The organism is Streptococcus sp. 20925_1_44 (assembly GCF_041432435.1).
Taxonomy (GTDB): domain Bacteria; phylum Bacillota; class Bacilli; order Lactobacillales; family Streptococcaceae; genus Streptococcus; species Streptococcus infantis.
Genome location: NZ_JAPVZQ010000004.1, coordinates 235,634 through 251,779 on the forward strand (window position 1 = coordinate 235,634; position 16,146 = coordinate 251,779).

Genomic DNA, 16,146 nt, shown 5'->3' on the forward strand with positions numbered 1-16,146 from the left:
AAGGAGTTGCTTATGAATTATCTTGTAATTTCACCCTATTACCCACAAAATTTTCAGCAATTTAGTATTGAGTTAGCCAATAAAGGAATCACAGTTCTAGGGATTGGGCAAGAACCCTACGAACAGCTAGATGAACCATTGCGCAATAGCTTGACGGAGTACTTCCGAGTTGATAATCTTGAAAATATCGATGAGGTTAAACGAGCAGTTGCCTTTCTTTTCTATAAGCATGGTCCAATTGACCGCATTGAATCACACAATGAATACTGGCTAGAGTTGGATGCTGCTCTTCGTGAACAGTTCAATGTTTTTGGTGCCAAACCAGAAGATCTCAAGAAGACTAAGTTTAAGTCTGAAATGAAGAAACTCTTCAAAAAAGCGGGAGTACCAGTCGTTCCAGGAGCTGTCATTGAAACAGAAGCAGATGTTGACAAAGCTGTGAAAGAAATCGGTCTTCCCATGATTGCAAAACCTGACAATGGAGTAGGTGCGGCAGCAACCTTCAAACTTGAAACAGAAGATGATGTAAACCACTTTAAGGCTGAATGGGACCACTCAACCGTTTATTTCTTTGAAAAATTTGTCACCTCTAGTGAAATCTGTACCTTCGATGGTTTGGTAGATAGAGATGGAAATATTGTCTTTTCAACTACCTTTGACTATGCCCATACACCCCTTGATCTCATGATTTACAAGATGGACAATTCTTATTATGTTCTTAAAGATATGGATCCGAAACTTCGCAAGTATGGTGAGGCAATTGTCAAGGAATTTGGTATGAAAGAACGTTTCTTCCATATCGAGTTCTTCCGTGAGGGTGATGATTATATTGCTATTGAGTACAATAACCGTCCAGCGGGTGGCTTCACTATCGATGTCTATAATTATGCGCATTCCTTGGATTTGTACAAGGGCTATGCAGCTATCGTTGCAGGTGAAGCATTCCCAGAGTCTCCGTTTGAAACCCAGTATTGCTTGGCAACATCTCGTCGCGCCAATGCTAACTATGTTTATTCAGAAGAAGACTTGCTCTCTAAATATGGTCAGCAGTTCAAAGTAAAGAAAATCATGCCGGCAGCCTTTGCTGAATTGCAAGGAGACTATCTCTATATGCTTACGACACCAAGTCGTGAGGAAATGGAGCAGATGATTAAGGACTTTGGTCAGCGTTAGTAATAGGATATGAAGAGGCTGGGACAAAAGTCCTAGCCTCTCAATTTTCTTTGGATTGTCGAGCAAGACGCAGTGGTTGAGTGGGCTCTACTTCGCTGATTTCATCAGCTTTTACAGCCCTACTCAACTGTGCGGAGGTGGGACGACGAAATCGAATTCTAACGAATTACCGATTTCTGTCCCACTCTCTTTTTAAAAGCCCTAAATAAAAGCGTTTCCATAGGATTCTTTTAGAAAATCTGTTGCTAAAAGCCTTAAAAATTGATAGAATAGGGATTGTCAAAAAAATATTAAGGAGAATCTATCAATGGATTTCACATGGGCAGTCAAATATGCCACTGAATTTTTGGGAACAGCCATCTTGATTATCTTGGGTAATGGTGCAGTTGCCAACGTTGAACTTAAAGGTACGAAAGGTCACCAAAGTGGCTGGCTCGTTATCGCTGTTGGTTACGGTATGGGGGTTATGATTCCAGCTTTGATGTTTGGTAACGTTTCTGGTAACCACATCAACCCAGCCTTCACTCTTGGACTTGCAGTTAGCGGTCTCTTCCCTTGGTCACAAGTAGCCCAATACATCATCGCGCAAGTTTTGGGAGCAATCTTCGGACAAGCCTTGGTTGTTGCGACTCACCGTCCTTACTACTTGAAGACAGAAAATCCAAATAACATCTTGGGAACTTTCTCAACAATTTCAAGTATCGACCACGGAACAAAAGAATCACGTTATGCAGCAACTGTGAACGGATTTATCAATGAGTTTGTTGGGTCATTTGTTCTTTTCTTCGCAGCACTCGGTATGACAAAGAACTTCTTTGGTGCTGAATTGCTTTCTAAAGCCCAAGGATTGATTAATGACCAAGTGGCACAAGCGACTGCTCAAGGTCAAACAATTCCTCAAGAACAAGTAACAGCAGCTCTTGAACAAGCAAAAACTCAAGTGGCTCCATTCTTGTCACCAGGTCTTGGTATCGCACACTTGGCACTTGGTTTCCTAGTAATGGCCTTGGTAACATCTCTTGGTGGACCTTCAGGACCAGGTTTGAACCCAGCTCGTGACTTTGGACCACGTCTTCTTCACGCAGTACTTCCTAAATCAATCCTTGGTGAACACAAGGGTGATTCAAAATGGTGGTATGCTTGGGTACCAGTAGTTGCACCGATTGCTGCTGCTATTGCCGCTGTAGCACTTTTCAAATTACTTTACCTATAATATTTAAAAACTGGGTTTTCCCAGTTTTTTCTTTTTATTACAGTTGTGTCTTTTAGAATTAAAGGGTGAAATCGTCAGACTTTTTTCATTTTAAATCAAAAGATGTAAATATGGCAAAAATATGGTAAAATAGAGTATTAAGTAAACGTTAAAAAGGAATATTATGCGTAAAGAAATTGCACCTGAATTATACAATTACAATAAATTCCCTGGTCCAGAATTTCATCTATCTGGAGATAAAGTCGAGGCTGAAGGTTTCACCTTCAACTTGGTTGAAAATAGTAAGGAAGCCTTTGATGCAACAGCTTTTACTCAACGCTTTTCGGAAGTTTTAAACAAGTATGATTATATTGTAGGAGACTGGAGCAATGAGCAGTTGCGCTTGCGAGGATTCTACAAGAATGAGCGAGCTGAAGAATCTCTCGAGAAAATCAGTCGTTTACAAGATTACCTACTCGAGTATTGTAGCTATGGATGTGCCTATTTTGTCTTAGAAAACGAGACACCGAAACGAGCACCATTTGACCAAAAAATGCGCAAGAAAGAAGAAGAGAAAGACAACCGTAAAGGGAAAAAGTCTTCTCAAAATAAGAAAAAAAATCATACAGACAAGAGAAATAGACGTCGCCGTAAAGAACAGAAACCTCAGAATGAAGAAAAGGGACAACGTCATTTCGTCATCCGTAAGAAAGACTAGAAAATAAGGAGAAAAGATGAAACCGTCGATTTATAGTTTAACTCGTCAAGGAATGCAAGAATGGGTCTTAGAGCAAGGAGAAAAGAAATTCCGAGCGGATCAAATCTGGGAATGGCTTTACCGTAAACGTGTTCAGACATTTGAAGAAATGACTAACTTGTCTAAGGATTTGATTGCCAAACTCAACGAGCAGTTTGTAGTCAATCCCTTGAAACAACGTATCGTTCAAGAGTCAGCCGATGGTACTGTGAAGTATCTCTTTGAGTTACCAGACGGTATGTTAATTGAGACTGTGCTTATGCGTCAACACTACGGCTTATCAGTCTGTGTAACGACTCAGGTAGGTTGTAATATCGGTTGTACCTTCTGTGCGTCAGGTTTGATCAAAAAGCAACGGGACCTCAATAACGGAGAAATTGTTGCCCAGATTATGTTGGTTCAAAAATATTTTGACGAACGTGGTCAAGATGAGCGTGTTAGCCATATCGTTGTTATGGGTATTGGAGAACCATTTGATAACTACAATAACGTTTTGAACTTTATTCGTACCATCAATGATGATAAGGGAATGGCAATCGGTGCTCGTCATATCACCGTATCAACCTCTGGCTTGGCTCATAAGATTCGTGAGTTTGCCAATGAAGGAGTCCAGGTTAACCTTGCTGTTTCTCTTCATGCTCCAAACAATGAACTGCGTTCAAGCATTATGAAGATTAACCGTGCCTTTCCAATTGAAAAACTCTTTGCAGCGATTGAGTATTACATCGAAACAACCAACCGCCGTGTAACTTTTGAGTATATCATGCTAAATGAAGTCAATGACGGAGTCGAACAAGCGCTTGAGTTGGCAGAATTGCTCAAGAACATTAAGAAATTGTCATATGTCAACTTGATTCCTTACAACCCGGTCAGTGAGCACGACCAATACAGTCGTAGTCCGAAAGAGCGTGTAATGGCCTTCTATGATACTCTCAAGAAAAAAGGTGTCAACTGTGTTGTTCGTCAAGAACACGGTACAGATATCGATGCAGCGTGTGGACAGTTGCGTTCAAATACTATGAAACGTGATCGCCAAAAAGCAGTAGCTGAAGTAAATCCATAAGATGAATCGAAAAACATTACTAAGCCTGGGAATCGTGTTATACAGTCTTTGTATCGTCTGTTTTTGTTTTACTCCCCAGCCTCAACTTCCTACAGGAGTGGTAACTCCAGGTATTCAAACTTTTGGACGCCTGGTTTTTCTTTTGACGCCTTTTAACTCCCTTTGGAATCTGGGAGAAGTAACTAGCCCTATACAACTATTTTGGATTTTTTTACAAAATGCTTTAAATATCCTCTTGCTCTTCCCTTTAATTTTCCAGCTTCTCTATCTTATACCTGCACTAAGAAAAACGAAGCGTGTGATTTTGTTTAGCTTTTTATTGAGCTTGGGAATCGAATGCACACAGCTAGTTTTAGACTTTTTCTTTGATTTCAATAGGGTCTTTGAGATTGATGATTTATGGACCAATACTTTGGGTGGCTACCTAGCCTGGGTCCTTTATAAACTACTACATAAAAACAAGATAAGGAATTAAAATGAGTATCTTAGAAGTTAAAAATTTAAGTCACGGTTTTGGTGACCGTGCGATTTTTGAAGACGTGTCCTTCCGTCTCCTCAAGGGGGAACATATCGGACTAGTCGGTGCTAACGGTGAAGGAAAATCAACCTTCATGAGCATCGTAACTGGAAAAATGCTACCTGATGAAGGTAAGGTGGAATGGTCTAAATACGTGACAGCAGGTTACCTGGACCAGCATGCTGTGCTCAAAGAAGGTCAAACTGTGCGTGATGTTTTGCGTACAGCCTTTGACGAATTATTCAAAGCCGAAGCACGTATCAATGAACTCTACATGGAAATGGCAGAAGAGGGCGCTGATATTGATGCCCTAATGGAAGAAGTCGGCGAACTTCAGGACCGTTTGGAAAGTCGTGACTTCTATACCTTGGATGCTAAGATTGACGAAGTCGCGCGTGCTCTTGGTGTCATGGATTATGGTATGGATACGGACGTAACAGCCTTATCTGGTGGACAAAGAACCAAGGTACTTTTGGCTAAACTCCTCCTTGAAAAGCCAGATATCTTGCTTTTGGATGAGCCAACCAACTATCTAGATGCGGAGCATATTGACTGGCTCAAGCGTTATCTGCAGAACTATGAGAATGCCTTTGTCCTTATTTCGCACGATATTCCATTCCTCAATGATGTGATCAATATCGTATATCATGTAGAAAACCAACAGTTGACACGCTACTCTGGCGATTACTACCAGTTCCAAGAAGTCTATGCCATGAAGAAATCGCAGCTGGAAGCAGCCTATGAGCGTCAACAGAAAGAAATTGCTGATCTCAAGGATTTCGTAGCCCGTAATAAGGCGCGTGTTGCTACCCGTAATATGGCCATGTCTCGCCAGAAGAAATTGGATAAGATGGACATTATCGAGCTTCAAAGTGAGAAACCAAAGCCGTCCTTTGATTTTAAACCAGCTCGTACACCTGGACGCTTTATCTTCCAAGCCAAGGATTTGCAGATTGGTTACGATCGCCCACTTACAAAACCATTAAATCTTACCTTTGAGCGCAATCAAAAGGTTGCCATTATTGGTGCCAATGGTATCGGTAAAACAACTCTATTGAAGAGTCTTTTGGGCATTATCCCACCCATTGCTGGGGAAGTTGAACGTGGTGACTATCTAGAACTTGGCTACTTTGAACAAGAAGTGGAAGGTGGCAATCGTCAGACCCCTTTAGAAGCAGTTTGGAATGCCTTTCCAGCTCTCAACCAAGCAGAAGTCCGTGCAGCCCTTGCTCGCTGTGGCTTGACGACGAAGCATATCGAAAGCCAGATTCAAGTTTTATCAGGTGGAGAACAAGCCAAGGTTCGTTTCTGTCTCTTGATGAACCGTGAGAACAATGTACTTGTACTTGACGAGCCTACCAACCACTTGGATGTGGATGCCAAGGATGAACTTAAACGAGCTCTAAAAGAGTATAAGGGCTCTATCCTTATGGTCTGCCACGAACCAGACTTCTATGAAGGCTGGATGGACCAAATCTGGGATTTCAATGAACTAACATAAATAGCCATAAAAAAGCCAAGTCTATATGACTTGGCTTTTTTTACGAGGGTTACAAATAATAGAAGTCGTGCTGCTATCAACTTGTTTTAGTATCAAAAATAACTAATTTGTTTGATTTTCCACGATTTCATCCTCTTCAAAGTGTCCCACACCATCTTCAACAACAAATGGGCAGGTAACTTCAACTTTCTTCTGTATTCCATTTTCATAATAACAATTTATGTTATAAATTCCATCGGAAAATGAGTTTTTTGGTAAAGATAAGAATTTTTCCTTTAAGGTATCCACAGGACTACCATTTTCTACCTTGATTTTCGAAAGGTCACAATCAAAATCGAGAGTAAGACCTTTGTTTTTCATGAGGTCTTTTGTTGTAATATTATAAAAACCAGCTGCGTCAGAATCCCCTTTTTCTCGATTGCTGACAGCCTGCTTAATCATTGCAACATAGTAGTTTTCTATAGGATATTTTCTAAATTCAAAACTAGAAGCAATTTTTCCTGGTGTATCAAAAAGCTTATTTATTTTGTCAGCAGTAGCATTTTTGATACTATCTTCTTCTTGTTGTAGATTTGGTCTTTCTTTGTATACATCTAGCAAGAAACTGAATTCGTCTTGTTTGACAGTGTGAAACAGTGCCTTTTCTTTGTCGTTAAGAAGTGTTTCAAGATCTGTTCCTGAAGGAAGAAAGAAATTTGATAAATGTTCTCCATCCTTTCCATGAATTTTTGCAGTAGTAGTTTCTTTTAAAATAGTCCCATCGGATAAATTTTCTGTATATGTTAGCTTGTAGGCAGTTCCATAAAATGCTTCAATCTCTCTGTGTTTATCAACTACCTCAACCTTTCCTTTAAGCCCAAGTGATTGAAATTCTTCAGCGAAAGAAGGAGTAGTGTGTTTAGTAGTGTGTTTAATTGATGGAGAAGTGATTATAACTAGTGCTATGATAGTGAGAAAAATGATCATCCCCCCAAAGATAAAGCCAGCTATGGTAGCATTATCTTTTTCTTGCCCTAGCTTTATTGTCTGATAAATAGCAATCATGATAATGATAGAGTATACAATACTTGCGCAAACCAGTACGGGATAATTATCAATGTAATTAAGTGGAGCTCCCTTGAAACCTATTATTTGCATAAAAAATCCAATTGTAGCTAGGACTAACTGTATTGTAGAAGATTTTTGAATAAACGCATTATCTTCAAAGGAGGCTTTTAATTTTGAAATATCTCTAAACATAAAAATATTTCCTAGCACAATTGCCCCATATGAAAAGATAAGTTCTTTCCCCATGGATATAAAAGCAAAACCTCCGGAATCATAAGTAATCGAATAAGCATAATTAAAGATAAAGTATCCTATCATGATAAGACTGAGCCGAGCTACACTAATTTTGTATGGTTTCATAGGAGAACCTCCTCGTTACTATTGACTAAATTATATCATATTTGAAGTGGAAAAGAGAGCGTTTACATAAAAGTGTAAATAAAAAAGATAGGCCGAATGACCTGTCTTTTTTTAATAGTTTAAATATTGTTCAATCTCAGATTTTTGGATTTCTTTACCGTAGTGACAAATCGGACAAGAAACGAAATAAGTTTTTCCGTAAGGAAAGAGTGGAATCCAATAAAGAGTGAACTTGCGTCCATATTCCGTAATTTCCCAAGTATCAACATTGTTACAATGGCCACATTCGATAGTAGTCTGTGTATGTCCCAACACTTTTTGGTAACCTTTTGACCCCCAAAATAGAATCATTTTACATCTCCTTATAACTAATGATGTTATTGTTTACTGAAATCGTAGTCTTTAACAATTTCGATACTATCGATAGTGATAGCAGTAGTCGGCTTGTCTTTTTCATCTTTTTCAGCCTTAGCAATTTTATCTACAACGTCCATCCCATCGATTACTTGACCAAAGACTGGGTGTTTTCCATCAAGAGTTGGATTTCCGCCTTCTTTGTAGGCTTCGATAATTTTCTTAGGATAGCTACTTGTAGGAAGTTTAGATGAATAGTCTGTTGTACTTTGGTTAATGAAGAATTGGCTACCATTTGAATTTGGCTGACCAGTATTGGCCATAGATAGAGAACCACGGATATTATAGAGATATGGAGAAATTTCGTTTTTGAAACCTGTTCCCTTGTCCTTGGTTTTATCCTTATCATGCCAGATAGATTCACCACCTGTTCCATCTCCCTTAGGATCCCCAGTTTGTACCATAAAGCCGTCAATTACACGGTGGAAAGTCACACCATTGTAGTAACCTTCTTTAGCATGAGTAAGGAAGTTTTCAACCGCAAGTGGAGCTAACTTAGGAAAGAGTTTGATACGAATATCACCTTGACTTGTGTGAAGGATAGCTTCAGCCTCATCTTCAGCTACTTCCTTAGAAAGTTGAGGGAAGTTAGCATTTTCGTTTGTTAAGGCGTCTTTCAAATCTTTTTCTGCTTGGGCAGCAGCTTTCGAACTCTCTTCAGCAGCAATTTTAGAATCCACGTAATCATCACCACGAAGTGCACGTTGGATGCTTGTGCATCCACCAAGAGCAAAAGTTGAAATGAGTAGTAGTGTAGCTAATTTTTTCATATTAGTCCTTTCAAAAATCATTTTTACTATTGTACCGTAAAAGAAAGGGGATTTCAAATTTTCAATTAAGAATATTTATCTAACACATGTAACTTTATAGCTTTACTTACTCCATTTTGTTCATTAGAGTCAGTAACTGCTTTTGCACAAGTTTTGACATCTCTAGGAGCATTCCCCATGGCTATACCTAGCCCTGCGGTTTCAATCATGGGAATATCATTATAATTGTCACCGAGAGTCATAATTGAGGTAAGGGGAAGTTGATAGTAATTTGCTAATTCTAACAGAGCTTGTTTTTTGGATACTTGATTATGTGTAACTTCTAGATAGTTATCTTTAGAGAGATAGAAGTCGGTTTGAGGGAAATCTATTGAGGATAAGGTTTTTTGAAGTTTCTGTATGGTATCCGTATTATCTATCAGCAAAAGTTTATGAACAAGAGTTTTCTCGTCTCTTATAAAATCTGCTAAAGATGTAACTTTTGGACTTTCTCCAGTAATAGTTGCTTCGATTTCTACCCATTCATCAATAGTATTCACAAGCCAATCTTTTCCAGAATAAACATTTATAGAAACTGTCGGGAATTCTTTTTTCAAAAAGTCATGAAGTAAGAGCAATTCGCTTTTATCAATAGAATACTGACTTAGGATTTTATCTCCTAAACTGATGAGTGCTCCATTATAGCAGGCAATAGGACAGTCGGTGATGCCAAGTTCTTTAGAAATTGGAGCTATACCGAGAGGAGATCTAGCAGAAGCTAGAACAAAAGGAATATTACATTGTTTTAAAAGTGGCATCAGTTCTATCAAATAAGAATCTAATTGGTGATTTTTATCCAAAATAGTGCCGTCAATATCACTCATAATTAAATTAATTCTTGACATATTTTGCTCCTTTTTAAAATAGTATTGTTGTTCTACCATCTAAAGATTCTTGTATTTCTACATCAGGCTCTTTATCTGTAATCCAGTAATCAAAATCAGCTAGTTCAGAAAGTATAAAATGAGAGTGTTTGTTTATCTTTCCTGTTTCAGCTAACAAGACGCGAATTTTACTAGTTTTAAATGCTCTTTTTTTCATGAGAACATCTTCTTGATCCTCAAAACTAACTTGTCCGTCTGAAAGACTAGCAGCGCCAAAAAATGCTACATCAAATCTAATTCCCTCTAAAGTATTGGATTCTTCTAGTGAATAATAAAAACGATTCTGTCTATGAAATTTTCCACCGAGAATATGAAAATCGACATTTTCATTATTTCCTAAGATAAGTGCGTTATCTAATGAATGACTGAAAATAGTAACTTTTTTATCTATAATTTTTGCTAACTCAAGTATAGTGGTTGAAACATCAAAGAATATCAGTTGTGAATCAGAAATGAGTTGGGTAGCTAAATGAGCAATTTTCTCTTTTTCTTTAGAAGATTGTTCTGCTCTACCTTGAAAATCAAGAATCCTTTGCTTTTGAATTGGCAATAAACCTCCATGAGTTCTTCTTGCTCGTTTTTCCTTTGCGAGAATTGAAAAATCTCTACGGATGGTATCTTTGGAAACATGGAAATGGTCAACCATTTCTTTTGCTGACAGACTTCCTCTATCCTCTAAAAGTTTTATGATTTCTTCTAATCGTTGTTCTTGGTACATAGGAATTCCTCCTTTTTTTAATACTATACTCTTTTTATAAGCATTTGTCAATAATTGTAATGATTTGTAAGTGTTTTAAAAAATTACAAAAAAATCAACCAGCTTTGGTTGATTAAAGATTCTTTTTAGGATGGAGGTCAATGATTACTTGATGGTCTTTGAGAGCTTGTTCACCTTTTGGAGTTAGTTTATAGCCACGAATCGAAAAGCGGTTAGCTAATTCTTCTTCTGAAAAATGATCATGAAGTGCTTGATTCAATTCGGTGGCCTTCATCTTGGAGAGTCCAGTAACACCCTTCTTTTTAAGGATACTCTTTTTCATAGTAGCATTTAGATGGTAAAGCGAGTCAAAGGCGGTTTCGATAATAGCATATCCTTTTTCAACAAGCGTATCTAAATGTTTTGGGATATCAATGCCATAAGAATTACTATATTTTAAAAGAGCACATTTTCAAAGGATTTTTTCTTTTGGCTTCAATTCCTAATTAATCAATGAACTTAATGCTAGGTCTCGAAAAGAATTATGCTTCCTCTTTCTGTCTGAGTTCAAAGAGGTCTTCTACTTTCAAATCAAAAACTTGAGCAATTTTAAGAGCCATTTCCAGCGAAGGATTGTAACGATTATTTTCCAAGTGCAGAATTGTCTCGCGTCGCATGCCGATAAGGTCGGCTAACTCCTGCTGGGTCATGCCTGTGGACTCACGAATTGATTTGAGATTAGTAATAATCTTGCTTTCTTTGGCCATGCTTATCCTCTCCGTTCCAAGATAAAATAGACAACCGCAAAGATGAAAATCAAGGCAGCTATGCTAATAAAGATCTGGCCCATGTGAAGAGTGAGATACCCTATATACCCAATGATAACTGCTAGGATTATCAGTGCGCCTAGTATAAAAACAAACATCAAGCTAGCTGCCTTGGCTAAATTAGCATAAAAGCGTTCGTCTGGAGTTTCCTTGACATTTTTCAAACAGAAAAAACCAAATACAATCACTTCAATAACGAGGCCAATTCCCAAAATCCATTCTTTAATACCAGAACTTTCGCTTGGGGTCGCAACCCAAATCCCTACTGTATAAAAAATGCTTGCTGCAAATAAAAGTACCGTGTAAAGCTTAGCAGACAAGTCAAAAATAGTCTTCCCCATACCTTTCTGAATCTTATGAGGCCGTGGTTTCATATGTAGCCAGCTCCAAATAGCTATAATTTGACCTAACACTGAAATACCAACAATAACTAACTTGGGTCCCCAACTAAGGTTAGAACCAAATAAAACAATAAAATCAATAAAGAGAGCTACGGCAATCATTGCAATGAGGCCACGCATTTTTTGACTTTTTTTCATGATAGACTCCTTTTTGTGTTATAAATATATAACACTTAAATTTATGTTATAAATATATCACACTTAAATTTAGAAAGCAAGAATTTATGTGTCAATGTGGCAATTATTTGAAAAATTTTTTTAATAAATACCTCGCTAGTCAAACAACTAAAAAATTCTTTGAAGCAATGCATCGAATTTGGTTTGGATAGTTTCGTTAATAGTATTTGATGATAAAGAATTTTTGGAAAATCTAGATACTGTATGAATCTTTACTTTTTTCTTAGACAGTTATAAAGTCGATCAGAGTAAGCTTTGTAGGTGTAGAAGTTAATTTTTTCTTTCTAATTTATCCCTATTAGTCTAAAAAATTTAAAAATATTTAAACTCTGTCAAGTTTTTTTCTTGACACCATCCAGAAATCTGCTATAATAGAACATGTGCTAAATAGCTTAGCTATTTCACCGAAATAAAAAATAAAAAGAAAAGAGATATTAAAAATGGCAGTTAAAATCCGTTTGACTCGTATGGGTTCTAAGAAAAAACCTTTCTACCGTATTAACGTTGCAGATTCACGTTCACCACGTGACGGACGTTTCATCGAAACAGTTGGGACTTACAACCCACTTGTTGAAGAAAACCAAGTAACTTTGAAAGAAGACCGTATTCTTGCATGGTTGGCTGATGGAGCTCAACCTTCAGATACAGTTCGCAACATCCTTTCAAAAGAAGGTGTATTGAAGAAATTCCACGATTCTAAATTCTCAAAATAAGTTTAAAGTAGGTTGACAGATGGATACGATTGAAAATCTCATTATTGCAATTGTGAAACCTTTGATTTCACAACCAGATGCCTTAACTATCAAGATTGAAGATACACCAGAATTTTTGGAGTATCATTTGGATCTTGACCAAAGCGATGTGGGTCGTGTAATCGGTCGTAAGGGTCGCACTATTTCTGCGATAAGAACGATTGTCTACTCTGTCCCAACTGAAGACAAAAAAGTAAGAATCGTTATTGACGAAAAATAAGAAAAGCGGGACATAGTCTCGCTTTTTTTGCAAGGAGAAGGAATGAGAGATTTAACAGTTAGACAACTAGAGGAATACTTACTTGACCATTATCAACAATCTAGGACAGAAGAAGGACTCTTTATAAAACTAGTTGAAGAAGTTGGAGAAGTCGCTGAGGTTTTAAATGGACGTTCCGGTAGAAAAGAGGGTGTCCAAGATTCAAACGAGGAATTGGCAAAGGAGTTGGCAGATATCATTCACTATACAGTGGCAATTGCAGCTATCAACGATATTGACCTAACGAAGACCATTTTTGAAAAAGACAAGAAGGCAGCCATCAAGTATCAGCATGAACAAGATTTGGAAGGCTTTTTAGCAAGAAACCATCCATAGTTGCTCTTTTCTCCAACTTGTGAAAATCCCTATAACATGATAAAATAAAGGGAGAAACAGATACAGGAGATCAGATGAACTACTTTAATGTTGGGAAAATTGTCAATACCCAAGGCTTGCAAGGTGAGATGCGAGTCTTGTCTGTGACGGATTTTGCTGAAGAACGCTTTAAAAAAGGGGCAGAGCTTGCCTTATTTGATGAAAAAGATCAATTTGTGCGAACAGTGGTCATTGCAAGCCACCGTAAACATAAAAACTTCGATATCATCAAGTTTAAAGATATGTACCATATCAATGATATCGAAAAATATAAGGGGCACAGTCTGAAGGTTGCTGAGGAGAATCTCAATGACCTCGATGAAGGTGAGTTTTACTACCACGAGATTATCGGTTTAGAAGTCTATGAGGGAGATAACTTGATTGGAACCATCAAGGAAATCCTTCAGCCAGGCGCCAATGATGTCTGGGTAGTCAAACGAAAAGGCAAACGAGACTTACTCTTACCTTATATCCCGCCTGTAGTTCTCAATATAGATATTCCTAATAACCGTGTGGATGTTGAACTCTTAGAAGGGTTAGACGATGAAGATTGATATTTTAACTCTCTTTCCAGAAATGTTCACACCCTTAGAACATTCCATCGTTGGCAAGGCTCGTGAAAAAGGACTCTTAGATATCCACTATCATAATTTTCGTGACTACGCTGAAAAGGCCCGTCATGTGGATGATGAACCTTACGGAGGTGGTCAAGGGATGCTCCTTAGAGCCCAACCCATCTTTGACGCCTTTGATGCCATTGAAAAAAAGAACCCGCGCGTGATTCTCTTAGACCCTGCTGGGAAACAGTTCGATCAGGCTTACGCTGAGGATTTGGCGCAAGAAGAAGAACTTATCTTCATCTGTGGTCACTACGAAGGCTATGATGAGCGTATTAAGACCTTGGTAACCGATGAGATATCTCTTGGAGATTATGTCTTGACTGGTGGAGAACTAGCAGCGATGACCATGATTGATGCGACTGTTCGCTTGATTCCAGAAGTTATTGGGAAGGAAGCAAGTCACCAAGATGATAGCTTTTCATCAGGACTCTTGGAATATCCTCAGTACACAAGACCTTACGATTATCGTGGAATGCTAGTTCCAGATGTTCTTATGAGTGGACACCATGAAAACATACGTCAGTGGCGACTCTATGAGAGCCTCAAGAAAACCTACCAACGTAGACCTGATTTGCTGGACAACTATGAATTGACAGCAGAAGAAGAAAAAATGTTAGCAGAAATTAAAGAAAATAACAATTAAAAGGAGAAAACTATGCAAGTAATCAAACGTGATGGACAAGTCGCTGATTTTGATCCAGATAAAATCTACCAAGCTATCCTTAAGGCAGCTCAAACAGTCTATGTATTGACTGACGATTTGCGCCAAAACCTAGCCCAAGTCACTAAAAAGGTTGTATTGGATTTGGAAGAAGCAAAAGTAGAACGTGCAACTATCAGTATGATTCAATCAATGGTTGAGCATCGCTTACTAGGTGCAGGGTATATCACTATTGCAGAACACTATATCTCTTACCGTTTGCAACGTGATTTGGAGAGAAGTGGTTACGGCGACCACATTGCTGTTCACCTTCATTTTGAACAAATTCGCTAAGATAAAAAGAGTGAGATGATAGAAGCATCTCACTCTTTCTTAAATCTTCTTTTTTGAGCAGTTTGGATAGTAGAGGGAACGAAAGTTACCCTTCGAATATCCGACACTCGAATAATACGGCTGACGTTTTTAGCGAAATTTTTAACGATAATTTGTTGGCGGTCAGTATCATACTTGATAATATCGCCTGTAAAACTCGTTTCCGCAAAGATGATATGTACAGCCTTTTTTTGGGCTAGGGCTTCTTCAAGTCTAGCAATTAGGGGATCGCTTTTTTCAGGAATGGAATCTTCATGTCCATTGACAAAATCATGGACTTTTTGCAAAGCCTGTTTTAATAAATCTTTCATTCCGGCCTCCCTTCTTTACATCATTATATAAAAATTTTATGAAATCTACAAGATTTTTCGAATAATCAATTGAGAACAAAAAGGAGAAAAACATGGCAGAATTTACATTTGAAATTGAAGAACACTTGCTTACTCTATCTGAAAATGAAAAAGGATGGACCAAAGAAATCAATCGTGTCAGCTTTAATGGTGCACCAGCGAAGTTTGACATTCGTAGCTGGAGTCCTGACCACACCAAGATGGGGAAAGGAATTACCCTCTCAAATGAAGAATTTCAAATCATGGTGGATGCTTTTAAGAATCAATAAACGTTCATCTAAGATTAATTAAAAAGAGGCTAGGGAAAATCCCGGCCTCTTTTATTTGCTTGAAAAATAAGCTTGTGTACGGAGACGTTGAAGGAGTGGTCGGCCGATAAAACTGATGGCAACGATTTTTGCAAGATCAGGAATGATAAAGGGAATAACACCAACTGCGACTGCTTTATCAAAAGGCATACCAGCTAAGAAGTGGAGGCTGAGAATACCACCTACAAAGACAAGAGAATCTCCCAAGAGATTTGCAAAGAAAATACGTAAGACGCCACTATTTGTATGAATGAGATAGGAAGTAAGTCCCGCATAGACAAGGTCGAACCAAAGATAACCAGCACTTGGTCCTACCAAAACATGAAAACCAGCCCCTCCGCTAGCAAAAACAGGAATACCGATAGCACCTAGAAATAGATAAAGTCCAACAGAAAGAACAGCTTCCCTTGGTCTAAAAACAGTAGCGATGAGTCCAATAGCAAAGTTTTGCAGAGTGAAAGGAACTGGACCAATCGGCATACTAATTTGGGCCAATACTGCAATCAGTGCAGCCCCGATAGCTGGGATAGCGTAAATGTGTGCTTTTTTCAAAATAGTTAACCTCTTCTATAAATTATAGTAACTATTATACTGAATGAGATATAAATGTCAACCTTTTTTAAAATAAAA

23 protein-coding genes are annotated in these 16,146 nt (G+C 38.1%); 13 read left to right on the top strand and 10 right to left on the bottom strand.

Annotated elements, in window-relative coordinates:
• Positions 1-12: 12 nt before the first annotated feature.
• The 6 genes from O3643_RS06670 (at position 13) to abc-f (ending at position 6,203) form a co-directional block, all read left to right on the top strand.
• Positions 13-1,173: an acetyl-CoA carboxylase biotin carboxylase subunit family protein gene (locus O3643_RS06670; protein ID WP_371500720.1), complete on the top strand. Its 1,161-nt coding sequence runs from the start codon at positions 13-15 to the stop codon at positions 1,171-1,173.
• Positions 1,174-1,480: 307 nt separating this feature from the next.
• Positions 1,481-2,386, top strand: a complete 906-nt coding sequence (gene gla, locus O3643_RS06675; RefSeq protein WP_371500722.1) for an aquaglyceroporin Gla — start codon at positions 1,481-1,483, stop codon at positions 2,384-2,386.
• A 163-nt stretch (positions 2,387-2,549) separates the two neighbouring features.
• Complete coding sequence (locus tag O3643_RS06680; RefSeq protein WP_004253808.1) at positions 2,550-3,083, top strand: YutD family protein; 534 nt, start codon at positions 2,550-2,552, stop codon at positions 3,081-3,083.
• A 16-nt stretch (positions 3,084-3,099) separates the two neighbouring features.
• A complete protein-coding gene (gene rlmN, locus O3643_RS06685) occupies positions 3,100-4,185 on the top strand; it encodes a 23S rRNA (adenine(2503)-C(2))-methyltransferase RlmN (protein ID WP_004253810.1) in 1,086 nt (361 codons plus the stop codon).
• Position 4,186: 1 nt separating this feature from the next.
• Positions 4,187-4,660, top strand: a complete 474-nt coding sequence (locus O3643_RS06690) for a VanZ family protein (RefSeq protein ID WP_254804245.1) — start codon at positions 4,187-4,189, stop codon at positions 4,658-4,660.
• A 1-nt stretch (position 4,661) separates the two neighbouring features.
• Complete coding sequence (gene abc-f / locus O3643_RS06695; RefSeq protein WP_049509151.1) at positions 4,662-6,203, top strand: ribosomal protection-like ABC-F family protein; 1,542 nt, start codon at positions 4,662-4,664, stop codon at positions 6,201-6,203.
• A 102-nt stretch (positions 6,204-6,305) separates the two neighbouring features.
• Here the strand turns inward: abc-f and O3643_RS06700 are convergent, their stop codons facing one another.
• The 8 genes from O3643_RS06700 to O3643_RS06735 form a co-directional block, all read right to left on the bottom strand.
• Positions 6,306-7,610 (bottom strand): hypothetical protein, encoded by a 1,305-nt coding sequence (locus O3643_RS06700; RefSeq protein WP_371500725.1) that lies wholly within the window; start codon positions 7,608-7,610, stop codon positions 6,306-6,308.
• A 111-nt stretch (positions 7,611-7,721) separates the two neighbouring features.
• Positions 7,722-7,961: a zinc-ribbon domain-containing protein gene (locus O3643_RS06705; protein ID WP_004253050.1), complete on the bottom strand. Its 240-nt coding sequence runs from the start codon at positions 7,959-7,961 to the stop codon at positions 7,722-7,724.
• Positions 7,962-7,987: 26 nt separating this feature from the next.
• Positions 7,988-8,794 (bottom strand): peptidylprolyl isomerase, encoded by an 807-nt coding sequence (locus O3643_RS06710; protein WP_004253053.1) that lies wholly within the window; start codon positions 8,792-8,794, stop codon positions 7,988-7,990.
• Between the two features lie 65 nt (positions 8,795-8,859).
• Positions 8,860-9,678, bottom strand: a complete 819-nt coding sequence (locus O3643_RS06715) for an HAD family hydrolase (RefSeq protein ID WP_371500763.1) — start codon at positions 9,676-9,678, stop codon at positions 8,860-8,862.
• A 13-nt stretch (positions 9,679-9,691) separates the two neighbouring features.
• Positions 9,692-10,435 carry a DeoR/GlpR family DNA-binding transcription regulator gene (locus tag O3643_RS06720; protein WP_004253055.1) on the bottom strand — a complete coding sequence of 248 codons (744 nt, stop codon included), beginning with the start codon at positions 10,433-10,435 and terminating at the stop codon, positions 9,692-9,694.
• 112 nt (positions 10,436-10,547) lie between these two features.
• Positions 10,548-10,757, bottom strand: coding sequence for a hypothetical protein (locus tag O3643_RS06725; protein WP_004253056.1), 210 nt, complete (start codon positions 10,755-10,757; stop codon positions 10,548-10,550).
• A gap of 199 nt (positions 10,758-10,956) precedes the next feature.
• The gene (locus tag O3643_RS06730; RefSeq protein ID WP_049509150.1) at positions 10,957-11,181 is read right to left on the bottom strand and encodes a helix-turn-helix transcriptional regulator; all 225 of its coding nucleotides are present in this window, start codon (positions 11,179-11,181) and stop codon (positions 10,957-10,959) included.
• Between the two features lie 2 nt (positions 11,182-11,183).
• The gene (locus O3643_RS06735) at positions 11,184-11,780 is read right to left on the bottom strand and encodes a DUF3796 domain-containing protein (protein WP_371500728.1); all 597 of its coding nucleotides are present in this window, start codon (positions 11,778-11,780) and stop codon (positions 11,184-11,186) included.
• A 479-nt stretch (positions 11,781-12,259) separates the two neighbouring features.
• Between O3643_RS06735 and rpsP the strand changes: the two genes are divergently transcribed.
• The 6 genes from rpsP to O3643_RS06765 all read left to right on the top strand — a co-directional run bounded on the left by rpsP (position 12,260) and on the right by O3643_RS06765 (position 14,819).
• Positions 12,260-12,532, top strand: coding sequence for a 30S ribosomal protein S16 (gene rpsP, locus O3643_RS06740; RefSeq protein ID WP_004253064.1), 273 nt, complete (start codon positions 12,260-12,262; stop codon positions 12,530-12,532).
• Between the two features lie 19 nt (positions 12,533-12,551).
• Positions 12,552-12,791, top strand: a complete 240-nt coding sequence (gene kphA, locus O3643_RS06745; RefSeq protein WP_000379617.1) for an RNA-binding protein KphA — start codon at positions 12,552-12,554, stop codon at positions 12,789-12,791.
• A gap of 42 nt (positions 12,792-12,833) precedes the next feature.
• On the top strand, positions 12,834-13,166 hold the full coding sequence (locus O3643_RS06750) for a MazG nucleotide pyrophosphohydrolase domain-containing protein (protein ID WP_178894814.1): 333 nt from the start codon (positions 12,834-12,836) through the stop codon (positions 13,164-13,166).
• A 74-nt stretch (positions 13,167-13,240) separates the two neighbouring features.
• A complete protein-coding gene (gene rimM / locus O3643_RS06755) occupies positions 13,241-13,759 on the top strand; it encodes a ribosome maturation factor RimM (RefSeq protein WP_178894815.1) in 519 nt (172 codons plus the stop codon).
• Positions 13,749-14,468, top strand: a complete 720-nt coding sequence (trmD, locus tag O3643_RS06760; protein WP_178894816.1) for a tRNA (guanosine(37)-N1)-methyltransferase TrmD — start codon at positions 13,749-13,751, stop codon at positions 14,466-14,468. The genes rimM and trmD overlap by 11 nt, the downstream gene beginning before the upstream one ends.
• Positions 14,469-14,480: 12 nt before the next feature.
• Complete coding sequence (locus O3643_RS06765) at positions 14,481-14,819, top strand: ATP cone domain-containing protein (protein WP_004253071.1); 339 nt, start codon at positions 14,481-14,483, stop codon at positions 14,817-14,819.
• Positions 14,820-14,848: 29 nt separating this feature from the next.
• On the opposite strand, the gene O3643_RS06770 is transcribed toward O3643_RS06765, so the two are convergent.
• Positions 14,849-15,169, bottom strand: coding sequence for a hypothetical protein (locus O3643_RS06770; protein WP_049494608.1), 321 nt, complete (start codon positions 15,167-15,169; stop codon positions 14,849-14,851).
• Positions 15,170-15,261: 92 nt separating this feature from the next.
• Between O3643_RS06770 and O3643_RS06775 the strand changes: the two genes are divergently transcribed.
• Complete coding sequence (locus tag O3643_RS06775; protein ID WP_004253080.1) at positions 15,262-15,477, top strand: YdbC family protein; 216 nt, start codon at positions 15,262-15,264, stop codon at positions 15,475-15,477.
• 51 nt (positions 15,478-15,528) lie between these two features.
• On the opposite strand, the gene O3643_RS06780 is transcribed toward O3643_RS06775, so the two are convergent.
• Positions 15,529-16,068 (bottom strand): biotin transporter BioY, encoded by a 540-nt coding sequence (locus O3643_RS06780; protein WP_371500731.1) that lies wholly within the window; start codon positions 16,066-16,068, stop codon positions 15,529-15,531.
• Between the last annotated feature and the right edge of the window lie 78 nt (positions 16,069-16,146).

What these genes read in the sequence shown, in the direction of transcription:
- O3643_RS06690 (WP_254804245.1), top strand. Translation starts at nt 4,187, where the DNA reads ATGAATCGAAAAACATTACTAAGCCTGGGAATCGTGTTATACAGTCTT.
- O3643_RS06735 (WP_371500728.1), bottom strand. Translation starts at nt 11,780, where the DNA reads ATGAAAAAAAGTCAAAAAATGCGTGGCCTCATTGCAATGATTGCCGTA.
- O3643_RS06725 (WP_004253056.1), bottom strand. Translation starts at nt 10,757, where the DNA reads ATGAAAAAGAGTATCCTTAAAAAGAAGGGTGTTACTGGACTCTCCAAG.
- rpsP (WP_004253064.1), top strand. Translation starts at nt 12,260, where the DNA reads ATGGCAGTTAAAATCCGTTTGACTCGTATGGGTTCTAAGAAAAAACCT.
- O3643_RS06765 (WP_004253071.1), top strand. Translation starts at nt 14,481, where the DNA reads ATGCAAGTAATCAAACGTGATGGACAAGTCGCTGATTTTGATCCAGAT.
- O3643_RS06670 (WP_371500720.1), top strand. Translation starts at nt 13, where the DNA reads ATGAATTATCTTGTAATTTCACCCTATTACCCACAAAATTTTCAGCAA.
- O3643_RS06720 (WP_004253055.1), bottom strand. Translation starts at nt 10,435, where the DNA reads ATGTACCAAGAACAACGATTAGAAGAAATCATAAAACTTTTAGAGGAT.
- kphA (WP_000379617.1), top strand. Translation starts at nt 12,552, where the DNA reads ATGGATACGATTGAAAATCTCATTATTGCAATTGTGAAACCTTTGATT.
- O3643_RS06710 (WP_004253053.1), bottom strand. Translation starts at nt 8,794, where the DNA reads ATGAAAAAATTAGCTACACTACTACTCATTTCAACTTTTGCTCTTGGT.
- gla (WP_371500722.1), top strand. Translation starts at nt 1,481, where the DNA reads ATGGATTTCACATGGGCAGTCAAATATGCCACTGAATTTTTGGGAACA.
- abc-f (WP_049509151.1), top strand. Translation starts at nt 4,662, where the DNA reads ATGAGTATCTTAGAAGTTAAAAATTTAAGTCACGGTTTTGGTGACCGT.
- O3643_RS06715 (WP_371500763.1), bottom strand. Translation starts at nt 9,678, where the DNA reads ATGTCAAGAATTAATTTAATTATGAGTGATATTGACGGCACTATTTTG.
- O3643_RS06700 (WP_371500725.1), bottom strand. Translation starts at nt 7,610, where the DNA reads ATGAAACCATACAAAATTAGTGTAGCTCGGCTCAGTCTTATCATGATA.
- O3643_RS06750 (WP_178894814.1), top strand. Translation starts at nt 12,834, where the DNA reads ATGAGAGATTTAACAGTTAGACAACTAGAGGAATACTTACTTGACCAT.
- rimM (WP_178894815.1), top strand. Translation starts at nt 13,241, where the DNA reads ATGAACTACTTTAATGTTGGGAAAATTGTCAATACCCAAGGCTTGCAA.
- O3643_RS06680 (WP_004253808.1), top strand. Translation starts at nt 2,550, where the DNA reads ATGCGTAAAGAAATTGCACCTGAATTATACAATTACAATAAATTCCCT.
- O3643_RS06770 (WP_049494608.1), bottom strand. Translation starts at nt 15,169, where the DNA reads ATGAAAGATTTATTAAAACAGGCTTTGCAAAAAGTCCATGATTTTGTC.
- O3643_RS06775 (WP_004253080.1), top strand. Translation starts at nt 15,262, where the DNA reads ATGGCAGAATTTACATTTGAAATTGAAGAACACTTGCTTACTCTATCT.
- O3643_RS06705 (WP_004253050.1), bottom strand. Translation starts at nt 7,961, where the DNA reads ATGATTCTATTTTGGGGGTCAAAAGGTTACCAAAAAGTGTTGGGACAT.
- rlmN (WP_004253810.1), top strand. Translation starts at nt 3,100, where the DNA reads ATGAAACCGTCGATTTATAGTTTAACTCGTCAAGGAATGCAAGAATGG.
- trmD (WP_178894816.1), top strand. Translation starts at nt 13,749, where the DNA reads ATGAAGATTGATATTTTAACTCTCTTTCCAGAAATGTTCACACCCTTA.
- O3643_RS06730 (WP_049509150.1), bottom strand. Translation starts at nt 11,181, where the DNA reads ATGGCCAAAGAAAGCAAGATTATTACTAATCTCAAATCAATTCGTGAG.